This window comes from Nitrobacter winogradskyi Nb-255 (genome assembly GCF_000012725.1).
GTDB lineage: Bacteria > Pseudomonadota > Alphaproteobacteria > Rhizobiales > Xanthobacteraceae > Nitrobacter > Nitrobacter winogradskyi.
Genome location: NC_007406.1, coordinates 2,379,466 through 2,396,782 on the forward strand (window position 1 = coordinate 2,379,466; position 17,317 = coordinate 2,396,782).

The following is a 17,317-nucleotide window of genomic DNA, read 5'->3' on the forward strand; positions in this document are numbered from 1 at the left end:
CGAAAAAGCACCGGCTCGTGACCGCATTGAGGCCGATCGAACGATCAGGCGCGGGCGGCTTGCGCCCACTCGCCCTTGCGGAAAACGGGAACACGACTGCCGTCGCCGCTGATGCCGTCGATATCGGTCTCAGCTGACCCGATCATCCAGTCGATGTGAATGAAGCTCTTGTTGCCGCCTTGCGCCGCTATCTGCTCCGGCGAAAGCTTCTCGCCGCCGACGAAGCACTTCGAATAGCACTGGCCGAGCGCGATGTGGCTCGCCGCGTTTTCATCGAACAACGTGTTGTAGAATAACAGACCGCTCTTCGAAATCGGCGAGGAATGCGGCACCAGCGCCACCTCTCCGAGCCGCCGCGCGCCCTCGTCCGTATCCAGCACCTTGTTGAGTACGTCGGCGCCGCGCGACGCGTGGGCCTCGACGATCCGCCCCTGCTCGAAGCGCACCGCGATCCCCTCGATCAGCGTGCCCTGATACGACAGCGGCTTGGTGCTTCGGACGCGCCCCTCGACCCGCAAGGCATGAGGCGTCGTGAACACCTCCTCGGTCGGGATGTTCGGATTGCAGATGATGCCATTCCTGGCCATGGAAGCGCCGCCCACCCATTCATGACCGTCGGCCAGACCGACCGTGAGGTCGGTGTCCGGTCCGGCGTAATGCAAGGCATGGAAGCGCTGGCTGTTGAGCCAGTCGGTCCGCTGGCGCAACGCCGCATTGTGCGCGGTCCAGTTCGCCACCGGATCATCGTCGTCGACGCGCGAGGCCGAAAAAATCGCCTCCGCAAGCTTCGCCACCGCGCCGTCCGGGCTGTCGTCGGGAAACATCAGTCTGGCCCACGCCTCGCCCGGATAAGCGACGATGTTCCAGTTGACGTCGAAACCGACGATCTTTTCAAGCGCCGGCTGGTAGGCCACGGAATTCGCCTTGTTGGCGCGGGCGACTTTCGCTGCGTCTTCGCCCGACAGCAGCATCGGATTGTCGCCGACGATGGCAAGCCGCGCGGTGTTGGCCGCGAACGCCTTCGCCATGCCCTCATAGAGCCATCCGGCGGCGCGATCGAAACTCTGGTCCGGCCCGAACCTGTAACGCGACAACGTGATGTCTTCGTCGGAGAAAAACGGCGTCACCAGCCCCGCCCCCGCCCGATAGGCATGTTCGGCGATCCGCCGGACCAGCGGCAGCGCCACCGCGGGCGCGGTGATCAGAAGATCCTGTCCCGGCGCAAGCCGCAGGCCGACCTTGACCGCGACTTCCGCCAGACGATCCAGCTTCACCGGATCGATCGGCGTGATGATATTGCGCTGATGCTGGGTCATGCGAACTTATCCCAAAATGGCGCGGGCTTAAATCAGGGCCGCCGACTAGAGCACGATCCCGAAAAGTGGAAACCGGTTTTCGGATAAGATCATGCTCTAACAAAAAATAAGCGACGAGTCTGATTCAACGCAGTTGAAACAGTTTCTAGCCGTCAGGCGTCGTCTTGAAGCGTCCGACCAGACGCTCCCCGTCCCACATTTCCACGTGACGGACGCCGACCAACTTCTTTGCAGCTTCGATGGCCTGGGCGTCATCATCGCTCACGATGAGCGTGTCGCTCTGAATGTGGCCTTTGTCGTTAAGGATGTAGACTCGATAATCGGTCACCTGTCCTGTCTCCAGATTCTCGCTGTCACCGGCGCGCCTGCGGGCGGAGCGGGCCGGCGCCGGTTCACAAAATGGTGCCCCCAACCCGAGTCGAACGGGTACGTCCCTGACGGGACTACAGATTTTAAGTCTGTTGCGTCTACCAATTTCGCCATGGGGGCGGCGATTTCAAGTCCCTTCGTCTACCGATTCCGCCATGCCCGCGCGCTTTTCTTTTCAGACACTTATAGGGGAAATGCAATGGCGGTATTGCAAAGGACCCGCGCGTTCTGCAAATGCGTTCACTCGGCAATGAAACGATGCAGGAGATGCACCCATGACCTCAACCGACGACGTGACGAACCTGGTGGAGCGGTTGCGGCAGGACGCCGAGATGCTCAAGGACGGCTATCAGAGCAACCTCACCGAGCTTTGGCATGGCGTCGTCGTGAAGGATGCCGCAAAGGCTTGCGCGGAAGCCGCCGACCTCATCGAATCCCAGGCTCAGGCAATCAACAACGCCAAGGCGGAATGGGACGCATTGGATCAATCCCACCGATCCATCGGCGAGCAACTCGGCAACGAAGGCAGGCGTCGTATCGCCGCCGAAACCAGGCTGAAAGAGGCCGAGAAGGTGGTCGAGATGGTCGCGGCGATGCGAATTAACAACTCCGAGCAGATTCGACTGGTGACGCGCGCCCGCGCCTATCTCGCTTCAAAGGTGAAGGAAGAATAAGAATCGCCGCGAGCATTACGCGGCCTTCTTCCGTTGCAACGCCTCGCGGATCAGGGGCAGACGGTCGTTGCCGAAATACATGTCTGTCTTGTTCAGGAAGATCGTCGGCGATCCGAACGCGCCGCGCGCGATCGCCTCGTCGGTGTTGGCCTTGAGTTCGTTCTTGATACCCTCATCTCCGATGCCGGTCAGAAGCATTTCAGGATCGATGTCGAGCGACCTGCAAATCTCGGCCAGCACCGGTTCACGCGAGATGTCCTTGTCATCGCGCCAATAGGCCTCGAACACCGACCTCGCGAACGGCACCATCGCGTCGTTGCCGAGCCATAGACAGCCGCGCATCGCCTTGACGCTGTTCACTGGAAACACCGTCGGCGGCATCCTGATCGTGAGTCCAGCCAGCCGCGCCCAATCCGCGAGATCCTTCTTCAAGTAGTGAACCTTCGCCGCCACCGGATTTTCCCGCGCGGCGGAAACGCTCGGATTGACGGCATTGAATATTCCGCCGGCCAGAACCGGCCGCCACGAAATCTGCGCACCGAATTCTTTCGCCAATGGCTGGATGTTGTGGAAAGCGAGATAGGTCCAGGGACTGGCGCAATCGAAGAAGAATTCGATCATGGGCTGCTTCCTTTAATTCGTCCGATCGGATTGGCCCGCCGACCCATGGCTTGTCAACCTTGACACAACATGACGCTCAGGATTCGATGTCACGATGTCGATCATAGGAAGAACCCGTCGCACTTTTATGTAAGATCGCGCGATGTCCGCCATGCGCGCACGATGGATCACAGCGTGACGCATTATCCCGTTTGAAACGACCGCGTTTTCTTTCCTGTTGCAGGCAGGAACGGCGAAGAATTTCTACGCCGCGCCGTCGCGCAATGGCGGGGCGAAGGCAAGATCGAGATCCCACGGAAAATAGATCCAGGTATCCTGCGAAACCTCGGTGATAAACGTATCGACCAGCGGCTTGCCGAGCGGCTTGGCGTAGACGGTAGCGAAATGCGCATCCGGAATCATGCCGCGCACCACGCGCGCGGTGGCGCCGGTGTCGACAAGATCGTCGACGACCAGAAGATTCCTGCCTGAGCCGCCGCCGAGCTTCACCGTCATATCGGAGATGCCTTTCAGCACCTTCAGTTCGCTTTTGTGGAGATGATCATAGCTTGCGATGCACACCGTATCGATCACGCGGACACCCAGTTCGCGCGCCACGATCGCGGCGGGAACGAGACCGCCGCGCGTGATCGCGACCACCGCATGGAAGGGTCCGGTCTCGTTCAACCGCCAGCTCAGCGCGCGGCAGTCGCGATGAAACTGGTCCCAGGACACCGGGAAAGCCTTGTCGGGTGTTTTGTGAGCGCTCACTTGGTGATTCCGTCAGGAGTGTTTTCTTGATAGCGCTTTCGAGCGAAGCATGTCCCTGGACTTGAGTGCAAGCACGCCAACAGGAACAACGAATGACCGTTACTGAAGCACCTTGAGCGTCGCCAGCATCGCCTTCACGGCGTCCATTGCCGTTGTCAGGTTGGCCTGATCGCGGGATCGCACCACGATGCTCGTGTTCGGCTTGCCGTTCTCGTCGAGGAACGGATAACTGCCGATTGCGGTGTCCGGATGCGCCTCGGCGATCTCGCGCAGCGGCGTGCCGATGTCACCCTCACGGCAGTTGCCGCGCACCGATTCCGACAGCATCCGATCGCCGACCCGCAGCGTCGGCGCGACGATATCCATCATCGCTTGCATGATCGAAGGCACGCCCGCCATGACGATAACGTTGTCGATGCGGAAACCGGGCGCCAGAATGGTTGCGCTTTGAATCGGTTGGGCTCCCTGGGGAATGCGCGCCATCCGCAACCGCGCCTCATTCAACTCGCCGGGCTTCTGGTAGCGCTCCTTGAAACGCGCCACCACTTCGGGATGATGATCGATGCTGACATCCAGGGCTTTCGCGACGCTGTCGGCGGTGATGTCGTCATGCGTGGGGCCGATCCCTCCGGTGGTGAAGACATAGGTGTAACGCGCCCGAAGCGCGTTCACCGCCGCGACGATATCGGATTCGTCGTCGGCGACGATTCGAACCTCCTTGAGATCGATTCCGATATTCGTCAGGTATTCCGCGATGAATCCGATGTTTTTGTCCTTCGTCCTGCCGGACAGGATTTCATCTCCGATCACCAGAACGCCCGCGGTGACAATATCACCCATCACCTCTCCTCGCCGTCAGCAGGCTCTTGTCGCTCGCCACGCAAGGAAGCGATCGTGACACGGCTGCGCGCATTCGTGATCATCACATGACCCGCAGCCACGCCAGCGTCAAGACGCGCGCCTCCAACTGCGGAACGGCAAGAGCCGGCGGCGTTCCATCGTGAGGCTCGCCTCAATGCAGACGAAACACGCCATCCACCGCGCGCAATTCCGCAGGCTTGATCAGCCTCGAATGCGCGACCGTCACGGAAACCAGTGGACCGTCGAGCTGCTTTTCCCAAAAGGCGAGGAAGTCGCACAGCACCGGAAACTTCGGAAACATGTCGTAATTCTGCCAGACGTAACTCTGCAACAGCCACTGCCGATCGGGCCGGCGGTACAGGATTTCCGCAGTCGTCAAACCATAGCCGAGCACCTGCTTGCGAAAGTCGTCGGTAACGCCGCCGGGCCGCACATCATCCTTCGAAACCATGTCCAAACCTCCCTGGAAGGAGGCTGCGCCATCGGCGAAGTGACGGACTGGCTTCCCCGATCGCGCCAATGCCTCCATAGACCCGGCTTCGAACCGTTGGCTGACGGCCGCCATTCTTCGACGGATCATCCAGAAAATGTGACACCGCCCCGCCCCGATCGCAAGGTGGGCAACAGAATAGCATGTTGATTAACTTAGTTCTGGCAGCGACTTACCGCGCCTGCTAACAATGGATTTGCCGTTGCGAGGATCGGATGAACCACATTGGCAGTCTCCACCCTGGATTGCTTAAAAAATCCGCCTCTCACCCTTGTCCACGTCCCGAGCGTGCCTTATGTCCTGTGCGGTCATGCTGGCACTCGCTGGTATTGACTGCCAGAATTCACAAACATCACAGATTTTCAATGTCTTAGGAGGACTGCATGAAATTCCGTCCGCTTCACGACCGCGTCGTGGTCAAGCGCATCGACGCAGAAGAGAAGACCGCAGGCGGCATCATCATTCCCGACACGGCCAAGGAAAAGCCCTCGCAGGGCGAGGTTGTCGCCGTCGGCCCCGGCGGCCGCGACGAGGCCGGCAAGCTGATCCCGATCGACCTCAAGGTCGGCGACCGCGTGTTGTTCGGCAAGTGGTCCGGCACCGAGGTCAAGATCGAGGGTCAGGATCTCCTGATCATGAAGGAATCCGACATCATGGGCGTCCTCACCGACGTCGCGCCCGCCAAGAAGAAGGCCGCCTGAGCGCCATTCCCTGCACGATCATTCAAAGGAACAACTCAACATGTCAGCCAAAGATGTCAAATTCGGCGTCGACGCTCGCGACAAGATGCTGCGCGGCGTGGACATCCTCGCCAATGCCGTGAAGGTGACGCTGGGTCCGAAGGGCCGCAACGTCGTGCTCGAAAAGTCGTTCGGCGCGCCCCGCATCACCAAGGACGGCGTCACCGTCGCCAAGGAAATTGAGCTTGACGACAAGTTCGAGAACATGGGCGCGCAGATGGTGCGCGAAGTCGCCTCCAAGTCAGCAGACGCGGCCGGCGACGGCACCACCACCGCGACGGTTCTGGCCCAGGCAATCGTGAAGGAAGGCGCCAAGTCGGTCGCCGCCGGCATGAACCCGATGGACCTGAAGCGTGGTATTGATCTCGCCGTCGAAGCCGTGGTCGCAGACCTCAGCCGCAACTCCAAGAAAGTCACCTCGAACGAGGAAATCGCCCAGGTCGGCACCATCTCGGCCAACGGCGATTCCGAAATCGGCAAGTTCCTCGCCGACGCCATGAAGAAGGTCGGCAACGAGGGTGTCATCACCGTCGAGGAAGCCAAGTCGCTGGAGACCGAACTCGATGTCGTCGAGGGCATGCAGTTCGACCGCGGCTACATCTCGCCCTACTTCGTCACCAACGCCGAAAAGATGCGCGTCGAGATGGACGACGCCTACATCCTGATCAACGAGAAGAAGCTGTCCTCGCTGAATGAACTGCTGCCGCTGCTCGAAGCCGTGGTGCAGACCGGCAAACCGCTGGTTATCGTCGCGGAAGACGTCGAGGGCGAGGCTCTGGCGACGCTGGTGGTCAACCGCCTGCGCGGCGGCCTCAAGGTCGCGGCCGTCAAGGCGCCAGGCTTCGGCGACCGCCGCAAGGCCATGCTGCAGGACATCGCGATCCTGACCGGCGGTCAGGCGATCAGCGAAGACCTCGGCATCAAGCTCGAGAACGTCACGCTGCAGATGCTCGGCCGCGCCAAGAAGGTGATGATCGACAAGGAAAACACCACGATCGTCAACGGCGCCGGCAAGAAGGCCGACATCGAGGCGCGCGTGGCGCAGATCAAGGCGCAGATCGAGGAGACCACCTCGGACTACGACCGCGAGAAGCTGCAGGAGCGTCTGGCCAAGCTCGCGGGCGGCGTCGCGGTGATCCGCGTCGGCGGCGCGACCGAGGTCGAGGTGAAGGAGCGCAAGGATCGCGTGGACGACGCGATGCACGCGACCCGCGCGGCGGTCGAGGAAGGCATCGTGCCGGGCGGCGGCGTCGCCCTGCTCCGTGCTTCCGAGCAGCTCAAGCGCATCAAGACCCAGAACGACGACCAGAAGACCGGCGTCGAGATCGTGCGCAAGGCGCTGTCCGCGCCGGCCCGCCAGATCGCGATCAACGCGGGCGAGGACGGCAGCGTCATCGTCGGCAAGATCCTCGAGAAGGAGCAGTATTCCTACGGCTTCGACTCGCAGACCGGCGACTACGGCAACCTGATCTCCAAGGGCATCATCGACCCGACCAAGGTCGTGCGCACCGCGATCCAGAACGCCGCATCCGTCGCCTCGCTTCTGATCACCACCGAAGCGATGGTCGCCGAACTGCCGAAGAAGAACAGCCCTGCCCCGGCGATGCCGGGCGGCGGCATGGGCGGCATGGATTTCTGATCCACTCGTTCGAGCAATTCACGAAATGCAAACCCCGGCAGCGATGCCGGGGTTTTCATTTTTACAAGCTCGAGACTCGTCACGCCGAACGCGATGCAGAACGGAAGCACTACGTCGCACAGCGAATACAAAAAAGCCTAGCGGAAACGCATGGCTTTATCGCTGGCAACGCAAACTCACTCGGAAATGCAACTTGAACTCTTCCATGGCGACCCTGAAAGTTGCCGGTGCCAATCTAAATCTATTCTTCGAGCTTCTTTTCGAGATAAATATGCTTAAACAGATCAACCACGTTTTGCACATAGACCGTAATGTCTTCTGCAGCATCCTGTAGCTGGGGCAACGTTGTATAAGCCCGCATCAGTTTGAATTTTCCCTCTCCCTCCCGCTCATACATCAGAAGCTCGAAGCGATGATTCTCTTTCCTATCGGTGGTCAATGAAATGAAACCATGCGCTAGATTTGCGCAGATCGTTGTACTTCAGAAGATCCTCGCAAGCCTTCTCTAACTCAAACCTATAGGCCTCGTAGCCTTCGCGCTCTGCAATGCGCCGCACCGCCTTGATACGCTTGTCGATTGGATAAGGAAACTTCAGCTCTAGCTTTACTGCGATATCGGCCAGCAGAAATTCGACCTGCGCGTAAGACATTATTATCCGCCCCCGGACATATGTCATTTCCTTCACAAGCGATTTCTGGAGTTCAGTCGGCCCGTTCATCTAATGCCCAACCAAATAGAGGACAAACGCCGCTACCACAGTGGCCGGAATGCCGACAATCCCTTGGCGCAAACGCTCAATCCAAAAAATCAACAGTGACGATATCGCATGTCCGCATTCCAGCACGGACCATTGGTGCGAAAAGTACAAGCACCACGCGCGCTACCTCAGTTCCACCGGCAGCGGCGCGAGCACGTCGCCCTTGGGCTCCGCCACCACATTGATCGCGAAGGTCTCGATCGTCAGCGGACCACGCTTGCGTTCGAGGGTTGCGATCTTCTCGACCTGATTGAAAGAGTGCGCAACCGGCGGCCAGTTGCTGGAGCCGTCATCGACGAAAAGCAGCCGGCCCGCGAGCTGGTCCGCGTCCGGCGGCGGGGCGTTGATCCAGCGAATGCGCTCGAAGTGCTGCGCGACGCATGTGCCCTCCGGCAGGTAGAACCGGAGCCAGCTCGTCACGCCATACCCCTGAGCGAGCACGCACCGTGCGCCGTTTTTATCGCGCAACGCCTCGATCCCGGCGGCAAGCTCGCGCACCCCAACGCCGACGCTGCGCACCGAGGCATCACGCCGATAGGCCGAGAGAACGCCGGTGTTCACCTGCACCACCAGAGCCACGAACATGCCGACGCCCACCGGCAGCGCCCAGCGGCGGCACGCATCGGCGAAATTCCGGCCGCACGGCTGCCAGCGCGCGACGTCGGAAGCGACCGCCGCCGCGATCGCCAGCGCCGGATAGATCGGCCCGAACCAGTTGGCCTCGACGCGGCCATGCAGCGAATGCCAGACGAAATAGAGCGTCAGCGTCCACACCGTCGCATTGATCAGCACGCGCGCGGCGCGCGTGCCCTCGCCGCGCTTCGACAATGCAAACAGCCCCATCGCGGCGAGCGCAAACACCGGCGGCGTCGCAAAGGCGATCTGGGTCGGGATCAGTTCGACGATATAGCGAAGGGTGAACTGATCGACGCGCGCGCGGCCGAACTGCTTGGCGAACGACACCCAATGGTGCTCGGCATTCCAGATGATGACCGGCGAGAAGATCGCCAGCGCCACCAGACCCCCGAGATAGGGCCACGGCGTCCGCAGCCAGCGCCGCAACTCAGGTACAGTCAACAGCCAGATCAGGATCACCGGTCCGAAGAATAGCGCGGTATACTTCGACAGCAGCGCCGCGCCGACCGCAGCGCCGACCGCGAGCCACCAGGCGCCGCGCCCGCTCACCAGCAGTTCAGCAAGGAACAGCAGCACGAAACTCGATGCCGCCATCAATGGCGCGTCGGGAGTGACGATCACGGTGCCGGCCGCGACCATCAGCGTGACATTGAGAAAAACAGCCGCGGACGCCGCCGCGTGCGCACTGCCAAACAGCAGCATCGTCGTGCGGTAAACCGCAAAGCTCATCGGTAGCACGAGCAGGATCGACGCCAGCCGCACGCCGAGTTCGGTATCGCCCGCGATCATGGCGCCGAGGCGGATCACCACCGCCACCAGCGGCGGATGATCGTAATAACCGCCGGCCAGATGTTTCGACCATGTCCAGTAATAGGCTTCGTCGAAGGTCAGCGGCGTCAGCGCCGCGCAGACCAGCCGCAACGCCACCAGCGCGAGGACCGTAAGAACGACGGCGCGGACAGACCACGTCCCGGCCAGGCGCATCGCCGTGCTATCGCCTGCGCCAGACGAACAGGCTGGACACCGCGTAATTCCAGACCACGCCCATCAGCGCACCGGCCGCGCCCGCCAGCCACCAGATCGGCTTCTGATCGTAGACCGAAAACGCGACACCGACATTGGCGAGCAGGCCGACGCTGCACACCAGATAGAAAATCAGGAGGCCGCGAACAATGCCAAGTCCTTTCAGGCGCTGGTCGCGATAGGTCAGGAAATTGTTGAGCAGGAAGTTGCTCGTCATCGCCAGGATCGCGCCGAAGGCCTGCGAGTGCGGAAATGGCCAGGCCAGCACTTCGAGCGCGACAAACAGGCCGACGAAATGCACGACGACGCCGACCGATCCCACCAGAGCAAACAGCAGGAACCGCAGCGATACGGCATCATGAGTCAGCTTCGCCAGCACGAGGCCGAGGAAGTCCAGCGCGACCATCGAATCCAGCTTGCTCTCGCCGTGCAGACGCGAGCCGAAAGTGTAGGGAATCTCCCGGACACGCAACGCGCCGCGCGCCGTCGCGATCACGTCGAGCAGGATCTTGAAGCCCTGGGTCGAAAGCTCAGGCGCAAGCCGTTCGAAACGGTCGCGGCGAATCATGAAAAAGCCGCTCATGGGGTCGGCGATCTCGATGCGCAGCAGCTTCTTCGCGACCGAGGTTGCCAGCATGCTGAAGCCCGCGCGCTGCTTGTCGAAGCTGTCTGCGCTGCCGCCTTCGATGTAGCGGCTGCCGACGACGAGGTCGGCGGCGTTGCTTTCCAGCAGCCCGTGCATAGCCGGCAACCGGGTTTCATCGTGCTGAAGGTCGGCATCCATCACCGCGGCGCACGGCGCGCTCGAGGCCAGAATACCCTCGATGCATGCGCCGGACAGCCCGCGGCGGCCGACGCGCCTGATGCAGCGAACACGGGGATCGACCGCGGCCAGTTCGCGCACCACGTCCGAGGTTCCGTCGGGGGAATTGTCATCCACATAGATGACCTCCCACGCGATTCCCTTCAGCGCAGCGGTCAGCTTCTGGTACAACGCAACCACGTTGTCGCGCTCGTTGAAGGTGGGCACGACGACCGAAAGCTGGCGCGGCATACTGATTGATGGCTCGACCGGCTCCGGTCTGATGGCTTGATTCATGGCGCCAGCATATATCCGCGGCGGCTGGCAATGCCAAGATGACGGGCATCAGGCCAGCGGACACAGGACCGAACCGGCCGGGAGCGGGAAATTCTGATAAAAGCCAATCCCGATAAAAGCCGAAGATGTATGGGGAGCTGGCCGAAGCCAACGACCACGAACAACGGAGCGCGCGTACATCCGGCGCAGCCCAGTCATCCCGTGGTCGTTCCGGCGATGGAGCGGGCTTCGACATCGCCGTTGCGTTTAAGGTAGGTACGATCCGAGCGTCCGCAAGAGGCAGGGCCCCAATGGCGAGTAAAGCAGGCAACATTTATATCGGAATCGGCGGCTGGACCTTCGCGCCCTGGCGCGGCGTCTTCTACCCGGAGAAGCTCGCGCAAGCGAAAGAGCTGGCATATGCCGCCTCCAAGCTGACCTCGATCGAGATCAACGGCACCTATTACGGATCGCAGAAGCCGGAAAGCTTTCGCAAATGGGCGCTCGAGGTGCCTGACGGCTTTATATTCTCTCTGAAGGGCCCGCGCTTCGCTACCAATCGCCGGGTGCTGGCCGAAGCCGGCGATTCGGTGCAACGTTTCTATGATTCAGGCGTGCTGGCACTGGGCGACCATCTCGGACCAGTGCTGTGGCAGTTCGCGCCGACCAAGGCATTCGACGAATGCGATTTCGGCAAGTTCCTTGAGATCCTGCCGCGAAAGCTGGAGGGACATACGCTGCGGCACGTCGTCGAGGTGCGCCATGACAGCTTCCGCACGCCGGCCTTCATCTCGCTCCTGCGCCAGTTCCAGGTCCCGGTCGTATTCGCCGAACATGGCAAGTATCCGGCGATCGCCGATGTCGTCGGGGATTTCGTCTATGCGCGCCTGCAAAGGGGCAGCGACGAGATCAGGACCTGCTATCCTCCGGAGCAGCTCGACGCCTGGGCGAAGCGCTTTAAATCATGGGCCGCGGGGGAGGAACCCGACGATCTGCCGCGCGTGGACGAAGCCCGACCGAAGAAAGCGCCGCGCGACGTGTTCGCCTATGTGATTCATGAAGGCAAGGTGCGCGCACCTGCGGGCGCGATGGAGTTGATTGCGCGGGTGACGTAAAGGAACACGGCATGAAGTCACCCACGCCCCTCTTCACCATCGGTTACGAGCAGACCCCGGCCAATGCCGTCCTCGACGAACTCCAACGGGCCGGCATCAAGTGGCTGGTCGATGTCCGCGCGGTCACATCGTCCCGCCGTCCCGGCTTCTCAAAGAACCAGCTTGCCGCAAGTCTCGGCGATCGCGGCATCGCCTACCTGCACCTGCGGGGGCTTGGAACGCCAAAGCAAGGCAGGCTGGCCCGGCGCAGCGGCAAATTCGACCTGCTGCACGAGATTTACGCCGCGCACCTGAAGACGCCGCAGGCCCGCGAGGAAATCGACCAACTCTCGGCGCTTGTGAGGCAGTCCGGACCGGTCTGCATTCTCTGCTATGAGCGCGACCATCAGCATTGTCACCGTCGATGGATCGCAGAGACCATCGAAACCCGCAACGGCGTCACGGTGGAAAACCTGATCGCGCGGCCGCTTTGAAAACTCAAAGGTTAAAAAAACCCTGAGGGTGTTTCCATATTGTTCACTACGCGACACCCCGCCCGCCTGCTATCAGTAGTTGTACGTAGGGGCGTTTGGAGCTTGCGGGGGCTCGGGGACGTTGGTGAGCGTGCGCGCAGTTTGCATGGCCGCCTTGCTGGCGTGGCCGATGATCAGTCGGTCAGCGGCCCAGCCCGTAACCGGTCCACCGCTGACCGACAATCTCATCGGCGGCTCCAAACCCGAACGATTCCTGTTTTTCAGCGGCGTCGACGTCTGGCGCAACGGACTGGCCGGCTATGACGGAATGCTGCTGGCTCCTCAGGGCGACCTGAACAAGGACGGCTTTCTGGTTCGCCTGTTCATGTCCGACAACATTGAATTTTACGACACCGCGACGCGTCGCTTCACCACCAACATCTTCCGCGCCTCGGCCCTGCCCGGCTGGCGAATCAAGCGCGGTGATCTCGAGGTCCGGGTGTTTGCCGGTCCAACCATCGAAATCCGTGGCTTCAAACCCGCCGTCCAGATCGACAAGCTGAGCGGAAGCCGTTTCGGCGTCCAGTTGGCGAGCGAGCTTTGGTGGGAGCCCACGCCGGCGATGATGGTCGCCGCCGCCGCCGCCGTCACCACCATCAACTCGGTTTACAGCGCCCGCGCCGCGGCGGGCTGGCGCTTGTTCGACCGGTTCTGGATCGGACCCGAAGTATCCATGTCCACCGATCGGTTCAGCACCCAGTACCGGCTCGGCGCGCACGTCACGGGTTTCAGGACCGGGGTGCTGGAATGGTCGGCCGGCGTCGGTCTCGTGCAGGATAGTTTCGACCGCAACGGCGTTTACGGACGCATCAGCGCCCTGTTCCGAAAGTGAAGTTTTCAATGGAGCCTCTGACAGAGCGGTGTCAGCCGCGTTGAACCGCCGCCAGTGCTTGAGGCGTATCGATATCGAAGAACGCGCCGTGAGTATCGACAGAGACTTCCGCCACCGCCGCGGCATGACTCGCGAGCAGGTGGCGCCCGCCAATGTCGCCGTCAAGCGACATGAGCTCGCCGAAGAAGCGCCGCGACCACAACACCGGATTGCCCTGCCTGCCGTCGCTGACAGGCACGGCGATCAACTGGCCGCGATCCGGTGCGAAGGCCGCGATCAGCTGATCAATGAGATCCGCATCGACCAGCGGCATATCCCCAAGGCAGACCAGCGCGCCTCCTGCCTCTTTCGGGATCGCGCCGATCCCGACCCTGATGGAACTGGCAAGGCCCTCGGGAAAATCCGGATTATATACGAATGTGACGTTAAGCCCTCGCAGCGTGCGCTCGACCTCCGCGGCCTGATGGCCGGTGACCACGGTTACGCTCGACGCTTTTGATGCCAGCACCTGCTCTGTCACGATGCGCAGCAGCGGCTTGCCGCCTACCTCCGCCAACAGCTTGTTGGGACCGCCCATGCGGGTCGAACACCCGGCGGCGAGGATCAGCGCGGCGATATTGCAGTTACTGTCGGCCGCAGGTGAGATACGCGGTTGCGGCCGCGTCACGATTTCCATCAGCAGACCGCCCACTCCCATGCCGGTCAGGTCGCGTTTGGCGACCTTCAATCCGGCGAGAAGGCGCATCAGCACCCAGTCGAACCCGTTCTCAACGGGGGACCGCGCGCAGCCCGGCGCACCCAGCACCGGCACGCCGCGCGCTTTCCCGATCAGGAGCAGGTTTCCGGGATCGACCGGCATGCCGAAATGCTCGACCACGCCGCCGGCGCTGGTGAGAGCCGCGGGGATGACATCGCGACGGTCGGCGATCGCGGATGCGCCGAACACGATGACCAGCTCGGCGCCGAGATCGAGCATTTCCTTGATCGCGGCCGACAGCACGGCCTCCTCGTGCGGCACGCGTCGCTCGGCAATGATGGTCGCGCCCGCCGGAGCAAGACGCTCGGCGGTCACGCGCAAGGTCTTGTCGATTACCTTCGGCGCAAGACCTGGGAGCATGGTCGAGACGATGCCGACGCGCTTGATACGGTAAGGCAAAACGCGCAACACGTCACGTCGTGCCGCCGCCACCGCGGCATCGCGCAGCTTCGCCTCCACGCCGAACGGAATCAGCTTGACGGTGGCGACCATCTCCCCCTGCACGACCGGCTTGCAGGCCGGCAGCGTGGCGAACGTAATGGCTTCATCGATATTGTTGATACGGTTGACCGCCGGGCGATCGATCACCAGCACGCCGGCCCGCGCGGCGAACAGATTGGCCCGGCCGGTAAACGCCCGCTCCACCGTGACGCCTTCACCGGCGACGGCTTTCGCGACGTCCGCGGCCGCCACATCCTCGGACACATCGCCGTCCTCGAGGCGGACGACGACGATCTCCTTCACCCCCGCTCTGTTGAGCGCCTCAACCTCCATTGGACCGATGATGGTGCCCTTCTTGAGCACAAACGCACCCTGCCGCAGGGTATGAACGGTAACGCCGCCAAGGGCGTCGTCCGGAGTAGCGGGGCCAAATTTCATGCCGCGCTCGCTTTCGGCAACCGTAGCTGCGCCGTGATCTCCGCCATGATGGCGACGGCGATCTCGGCGGGCGTGATCGCGCCGATTTCCAGGCCAATCGGCGCGTGAATGCGTTCGATGCCGGCCTCGGAAACGCCCTTTGCTTTCAGGCGAACGGCGCGCTGACCGTGGGTATTCCGCGAACCCAGCGCTCCGATGTAGAAGCAGTCGCGCTCCAGCGCGTGCAACAGCGCGGGATCGTCGATCTTGGGATCATGAGTGAGAGCAACGAAGGCTGTATAATGATCGATGTTGAGCGGCGGCAGCGCAACGTCCGGCCATTCAGCGATCAGCCTCACGTCAGGAAAGCGCGCCGGACTTGCAAATGCCGAGCGCGGATCGACCACGGTGACGTCATAGCCGAGCGAACGCGCCAGCGGCGCCAGCGCCTGACTGATATGAACCGCGCCGATGATCACAAGTTTTGCCGTCGGCGCATAGACGTTCAGAAACAGCTTCCGGCCCTCGACTTCAATCACGCTGCTCTTGCCCATACGCAGATGACGCTCCAGTTCGATATGCAGCGGATCACGGGCGATGTCGACGGCCTTCACGAGGCGCTGCGCGCCATTACCGATATCGGTCACCACGATCACCGGCCTCCGCGCGGCTCGCTCGGCATTGATCGCTGAAAGGGTGGCAAGGTTCACGAGAAACGTCCGGGATCAAATGCATCAACATACGCCAATGGCGCTACACCACTTTCTCAACAAATACGCGGATCCTGCCGCCGCATGACAGGCCGACAGTCCACGCCGCCTCATCCGCTACGCCGAACTCCAGCATCCTGGGCGCTCCACTGGAGATCACGTCGAGCGCCTCGGTCACCACGGCGCCTTCGACGCAGCCGCCCGACACCGAGCCCAGAAACGTTCCGTCTTCGTTGACCACAAGACCCGAGCCCGCCGGACGTGGCGCGGAGCCCCAGGTCTCAACGACCGTCGCCAGCGCAACGCCTTTGCCCGCCTCCGCCCAACTTTCCGCCGCCTTCAGAATATCCTCATCGCGATCGAGCATAATGCCCCTCGTTCAAGCCGCGGGCGGCGCCGCGACCATGTCGTCCCGGTGCTTGGGAAAGCGCGGCAATGAGTCCCTCGATGGATGACAGATTATGCACCGGGCGAAATTCGTCAACGTGCGGCAGCATCATCTTAATGCCTCGCGCCCTGGGTTCAAAGCCATCATAGCGCAATAGCGGGTTCAGCCAGATCAATCGGCGGCAGGATCGGTGCAGCCGATCCATCTCGAACGCCAGTTCGGAGCCGGCCTCCCGCTCCAGCCCGTCAGTGATCATCAGGACGACGGCGCCTTGCCCGAGCACGCGCCTGCTCCACAGCTTGTTGAAATCGTGGAGCGAGGTCGCGATCCGCGTTCCCCCCGCCCAATCCTCCACCACCGAGGAACAGGCGGCCAGCGCCTCGTCGGGATCGCGCGCCCGCAACGCGCGCGTGACATTCGTCAACCGCGTTCCGAACAGAAAGACCGAAACGCGCCCGCGCCGGTTTGTGATGCCATGGAGGAAATGCAGGAACAGGCGGGTATACTCGCTCATCGAGCCGGAGATATCGAGCAGGGCTACGATCGGAGCCGGCTTGTCGATCCTCCCAAGGCGATGAATATCGACAATCTCGCCCCCGGTGTGCAGCCCGCCACGCAGCGTGCGGCGCAAATCCAGCCGCGACCCTCGTGGATCGGGCCGGATACGTCGTGTGTGCAGTCTGGCTTGCGGCAGCTTCATGTTCGCGATGATCTGCGTGACTTGGGCCAGTTCGGCTGCGCTCATCTGCGCGAAATCCTTCTTTTGCAGCACCTCCAGATCGGAGACTGAAGGCCGCATCTCCTGTCCCTGCGGCGCCTCGCGCTCGCTCGTGATCGCAGGTCGCGACAATGCCTCAAGAACACGCCGGGACGCCGACGGCGGCGGCTTCCTGGCCTGGTCCAGCGGCTGGACCGGATCCAGCATGTTTTTCCCTTCCTCCGCGATGCAGAAGAAAAGATCAAAGGCCTGGGCGAATATCGGCGCATGGTCGTGGCGCGTCATAAAAATCGCCTGAAGCGTGCTGAAGACGTCCGCGCGATTGCCGATGTCGATCAGACGCAAAGCCTTCAGCGCGTCGATGACCGCGCCGGGACCCACCGGAAGACCACAAGCGCGCAGCGTGCGGGCGAAGCCGGCGACATTGTCCGCGATGTGGCCGGTCGGCGAATCAAAGTGATTGATAGCCATG

At 61.9% G+C, this 17,317-nt stretch carries 20 protein-coding genes and 1 tRNA gene; 6 read left to right on the forward strand and 15 right to left on the reverse strand.

Annotation, left to right across the window (positions count from 1 at the left end; all coding sequences use genetic code 11):
* Window positions 1-44: 44 nt before the first annotated feature.
* The 3 genes from NWI_RS11385 to NWI_RS11395 all read right to left on the reverse strand — a co-directional run bounded on the left by NWI_RS11385 (window position 45) and on the right by NWI_RS11395 (window position 1,805).
* Complete coding sequence (locus NWI_RS11385) at window positions 45-1,316, reverse strand: aminopeptidase (protein WP_011315407.1); 1,272 nt, start codon at window positions 1,314-1,316, stop codon at window positions 45-47.
* Window positions 1,317-1,461: 145 nt separating this feature from the next.
* On the reverse strand, window positions 1,462-1,644 hold the full coding sequence (locus NWI_RS11390; RefSeq protein WP_011315408.1) for a hypothetical protein: 183 nt from the start codon (window positions 1,642-1,644) through the stop codon (window positions 1,462-1,464).
* 72 nt (window positions 1,645-1,716) lie between these two features.
* Window positions 1,717-1,805, reverse strand: a tRNA-Leu gene (locus NWI_RS11395).
* A gap of 155 nt (window positions 1,806-1,960) precedes the next feature.
* On the opposite strand from NWI_RS11395, the gene NWI_RS11400 reads away from it, so the two are divergent.
* Window positions 1,961-2,359 carry a hypothetical protein gene (locus NWI_RS11400; protein ID WP_011315409.1) on the forward strand — a complete coding sequence of 133 codons (399 nt, stop codon included), beginning with the start codon at window positions 1,961-1,963 and terminating at the stop codon, window positions 2,357-2,359.
* A gap of 15 nt (window positions 2,360-2,374) precedes the next feature.
* On the opposite strand, the gene NWI_RS11405 is transcribed toward NWI_RS11400, so the two are convergent.
* The 4 genes from NWI_RS11405 to NWI_RS11420 all read right to left on the reverse strand — a co-directional run bounded on the left by NWI_RS11405 (window position 2,375) and on the right by NWI_RS11420 (window position 5,042).
* A complete protein-coding gene (locus NWI_RS11405) occupies window positions 2,375-2,980 on the reverse strand; it encodes a 2-hydroxychromene-2-carboxylate isomerase (RefSeq protein ID WP_011315410.1) in 606 nt (201 codons plus the stop codon).
* A gap of 243 nt (window positions 2,981-3,223) precedes the next feature.
* On the reverse strand, window positions 3,224-3,730 hold the full coding sequence (gpt, locus tag NWI_RS11410; RefSeq protein ID WP_011315411.1) for a xanthine phosphoribosyltransferase: 507 nt from the start codon (window positions 3,728-3,730) through the stop codon (window positions 3,224-3,226).
* 99 nt (window positions 3,731-3,829) lie between these two features.
* Entirely contained in the window at window positions 3,830-4,570 is a 741-nt protein-coding gene (locus NWI_RS11415) for a competence/damage-inducible protein A (RefSeq protein WP_011315412.1), read from the reverse strand.
* A 172-nt stretch (window positions 4,571-4,742) separates the two neighbouring features.
* Window positions 4,743-5,042: an usg protein gene (locus tag NWI_RS11420; protein WP_011315413.1), complete on the reverse strand. Its 300-nt coding sequence runs from the start codon at window positions 5,040-5,042 to the stop codon at window positions 4,743-4,745.
* A 422-nt stretch (window positions 5,043-5,464) separates the two neighbouring features.
* Between NWI_RS11420 and groES the strand changes: the two genes are divergently transcribed.
* Both groES and groL read left to right on the forward strand, forming a co-directional pair.
* Window positions 5,465-5,782: a co-chaperone GroES gene (gene groES, locus NWI_RS11425; protein ID WP_011315414.1), complete on the forward strand. Its 318-nt coding sequence runs from the start codon at window positions 5,465-5,467 to the stop codon at window positions 5,780-5,782.
* Between the two features lie 40 nt (window positions 5,783-5,822).
* Entirely contained in the window at window positions 5,823-7,460 is a 1,638-nt protein-coding gene (gene groL, locus NWI_RS11430; RefSeq protein WP_011315415.1) for a chaperonin GroEL, read from the forward strand.
* A 241-nt stretch (window positions 7,461-7,701) separates the two neighbouring features.
* Here groL and NWI_RS11435 read toward each other — a convergent pair whose 3' ends face one another.
* The 4 genes from NWI_RS11435 to NWI_RS11450 form a co-directional block, all read right to left on the reverse strand.
* Complete coding sequence (locus tag NWI_RS11435) at window positions 7,702-7,899, reverse strand: hypothetical protein (RefSeq protein ID WP_041345038.1); 198 nt, start codon at window positions 7,897-7,899, stop codon at window positions 7,702-7,704.
* On the reverse strand, window positions 7,886-8,110 hold the full coding sequence (locus NWI_RS11440) for a hypothetical protein (RefSeq protein WP_011315416.1): 225 nt from the start codon (window positions 8,108-8,110) through the stop codon (window positions 7,886-7,888). Before NWI_RS11440 ends, NWI_RS11435 begins: the two co-directional genes overlap by 14 nt.
* 231 nt (window positions 8,111-8,341) lie before the next feature.
* Window positions 8,342-9,838, reverse strand: a complete 1,497-nt coding sequence (locus NWI_RS11445; RefSeq protein WP_011315417.1) for a glycosyltransferase family 39 protein — start codon at window positions 9,836-9,838, stop codon at window positions 8,342-8,344.
* Window positions 9,839-9,845: 7 nt separating this feature from the next.
* Window positions 9,846-10,976: a glycosyltransferase gene (locus tag NWI_RS11450; protein WP_011315418.1), complete on the reverse strand. Its 1,131-nt coding sequence runs from the start codon at window positions 10,974-10,976 to the stop codon at window positions 9,846-9,848.
* Between the two features lie 290 nt (window positions 10,977-11,266).
* Here NWI_RS11450 and NWI_RS11455 point away from each other — a divergent pair, with 290 nt between their 5' ends.
* From NWI_RS11455 to bcsS, 3 genes are all read left to right on the forward strand, one after another.
* Complete coding sequence (locus NWI_RS11455; RefSeq protein WP_011315419.1) at window positions 11,267-12,070, forward strand: DUF72 domain-containing protein; 804 nt, start codon at window positions 11,267-11,269, stop codon at window positions 12,068-12,070.
* An 11-nt stretch (window positions 12,071-12,081) separates the two neighbouring features.
* Complete coding sequence (locus tag NWI_RS11460; RefSeq protein WP_011315420.1) at window positions 12,082-12,543, forward strand: DUF488 domain-containing protein; 462 nt, start codon at window positions 12,082-12,084, stop codon at window positions 12,541-12,543.
* 169 nt (window positions 12,544-12,712) lie between these two features.
* On the forward strand, window positions 12,713-13,414 hold the full coding sequence (gene bcsS / locus NWI_RS11465) for a cellulose biosynthesis protein BcsS (RefSeq protein ID WP_244374905.1): 702 nt from the start codon (window positions 12,713-12,715) through the stop codon (window positions 13,412-13,414).
* 31 nt (window positions 13,415-13,445) lie between these two features.
* Here the strand turns inward: bcsS and NWI_RS11470 are convergent, their stop codons facing one another.
* Genes NWI_RS11470 through NWI_RS11485 form a run of 4 tightly spaced genes read right to left on the reverse strand, consistent with a single transcriptional unit; the run spans window position 13,446 to window position 17,316 of the window.
* Entirely contained in the window at window positions 13,446-15,050 is a 1,605-nt protein-coding gene (locus NWI_RS11470) for an NTP transferase domain-containing protein (protein ID WP_011315422.1), read from the reverse strand.
* Window positions 15,047-15,739, reverse strand: coding sequence for an XdhC family protein (locus tag NWI_RS11475; RefSeq protein WP_011315423.1), 693 nt, complete (start codon window positions 15,737-15,739; stop codon window positions 15,047-15,049). Before NWI_RS11475 ends, NWI_RS11470 begins: the two co-directional genes overlap by 4 nt.
* Window positions 15,740-15,782: 43 nt before the next feature.
* Window positions 15,783-16,106 (reverse strand): XdhC family protein, encoded by a 324-nt coding sequence (locus tag NWI_RS11480; RefSeq protein WP_011315424.1) that lies wholly within the window; start codon window positions 16,104-16,106, stop codon window positions 15,783-15,785.
* Window positions 16,090-17,316, reverse strand: a complete 1,227-nt coding sequence (locus tag NWI_RS11485; protein ID WP_011315425.1) for a vWA domain-containing protein — start codon at window positions 17,314-17,316, stop codon at window positions 16,090-16,092. Before NWI_RS11485 ends, NWI_RS11480 begins: the two co-directional genes overlap by 17 nt.
* Between the last annotated feature and the right edge of the window lies 1 nt (window position 17,317).

Excerpts from the sequence above, each read along its gene's own strand:
- NWI_RS11450 (WP_011315418.1), bottom strand. The coding sequence starts at position 10,976 with ATGAATCAAGCCATCAGACCGGAGCCGGTCGAGCCATCAATCAGTATG.
- NWI_RS11385 (WP_011315407.1), bottom strand. The coding sequence starts at position 1,316 with ATGACCCAGCATCAGCGCAATATCATCACGCCGATCGATCCGGTGAAG.
- NWI_RS11485 (WP_011315425.1), bottom strand. The coding sequence starts at position 17,316 with ATGGCTATCAATCACTTTGATTCGCCGACCGGCCACATCGCGGACAAT.
- NWI_RS11415 (WP_011315412.1), bottom strand. The coding sequence starts at position 4,570 with ATGGGTGATATTGTCACCGCGGGCGTTCTGGTGATCGGAGATGAAATC.
- bcsS (WP_244374905.1), top strand. The coding sequence starts at position 12,713 with ATGATCAGTCGGTCAGCGGCCCAGCCCGTAACCGGTCCACCGCTGACC.
- NWI_RS11400 (WP_011315409.1), top strand. The coding sequence starts at position 1,961 with ATGACCTCAACCGACGACGTGACGAACCTGGTGGAGCGGTTGCGGCAG.
- groES (WP_011315414.1), top strand. The coding sequence starts at position 5,465 with ATGAAATTCCGTCCGCTTCACGACCGCGTCGTGGTCAAGCGCATCGAC.
- NWI_RS11440 (WP_011315416.1), bottom strand. The coding sequence starts at position 8,110 with ATGTCTTACGCGCAGGTCGAATTTCTGCTGGCCGATATCGCAGTAAAG.
- groL (WP_011315415.1), top strand. The coding sequence starts at position 5,823 with ATGTCAGCCAAAGATGTCAAATTCGGCGTCGACGCTCGCGACAAGATG.
- NWI_RS11460 (WP_011315420.1), top strand. The coding sequence starts at position 12,082 with ATGAAGTCACCCACGCCCCTCTTCACCATCGGTTACGAGCAGACCCCG.
- NWI_RS11445 (WP_011315417.1), bottom strand. The coding sequence starts at position 9,838 with ATGCGCCTGGCCGGGACGTGGTCTGTCCGCGCCGTCGTTCTTACGGTC.
- NWI_RS11455 (WP_011315419.1), top strand. The coding sequence starts at position 11,267 with ATGGCGAGTAAAGCAGGCAACATTTATATCGGAATCGGCGGCTGGACC.
- NWI_RS11480 (WP_011315424.1), bottom strand. The coding sequence starts at position 16,106 with ATGCTCGATCGCGATGAGGATATTCTGAAGGCGGCGGAAAGTTGGGCG.
- NWI_RS11405 (WP_011315410.1), bottom strand. The coding sequence starts at position 2,980 with ATGATCGAATTCTTCTTCGATTGCGCCAGTCCCTGGACCTATCTCGCT.
- NWI_RS11420 (WP_011315413.1), bottom strand. The coding sequence starts at position 5,042 with ATGGTTTCGAAGGATGATGTGCGGCCCGGCGGCGTTACCGACGACTTT.
- NWI_RS11470 (WP_011315422.1), bottom strand. The coding sequence starts at position 15,050 with ATGAAATTTGGCCCCGCTACTCCGGACGACGCCCTTGGCGGCGTTACC.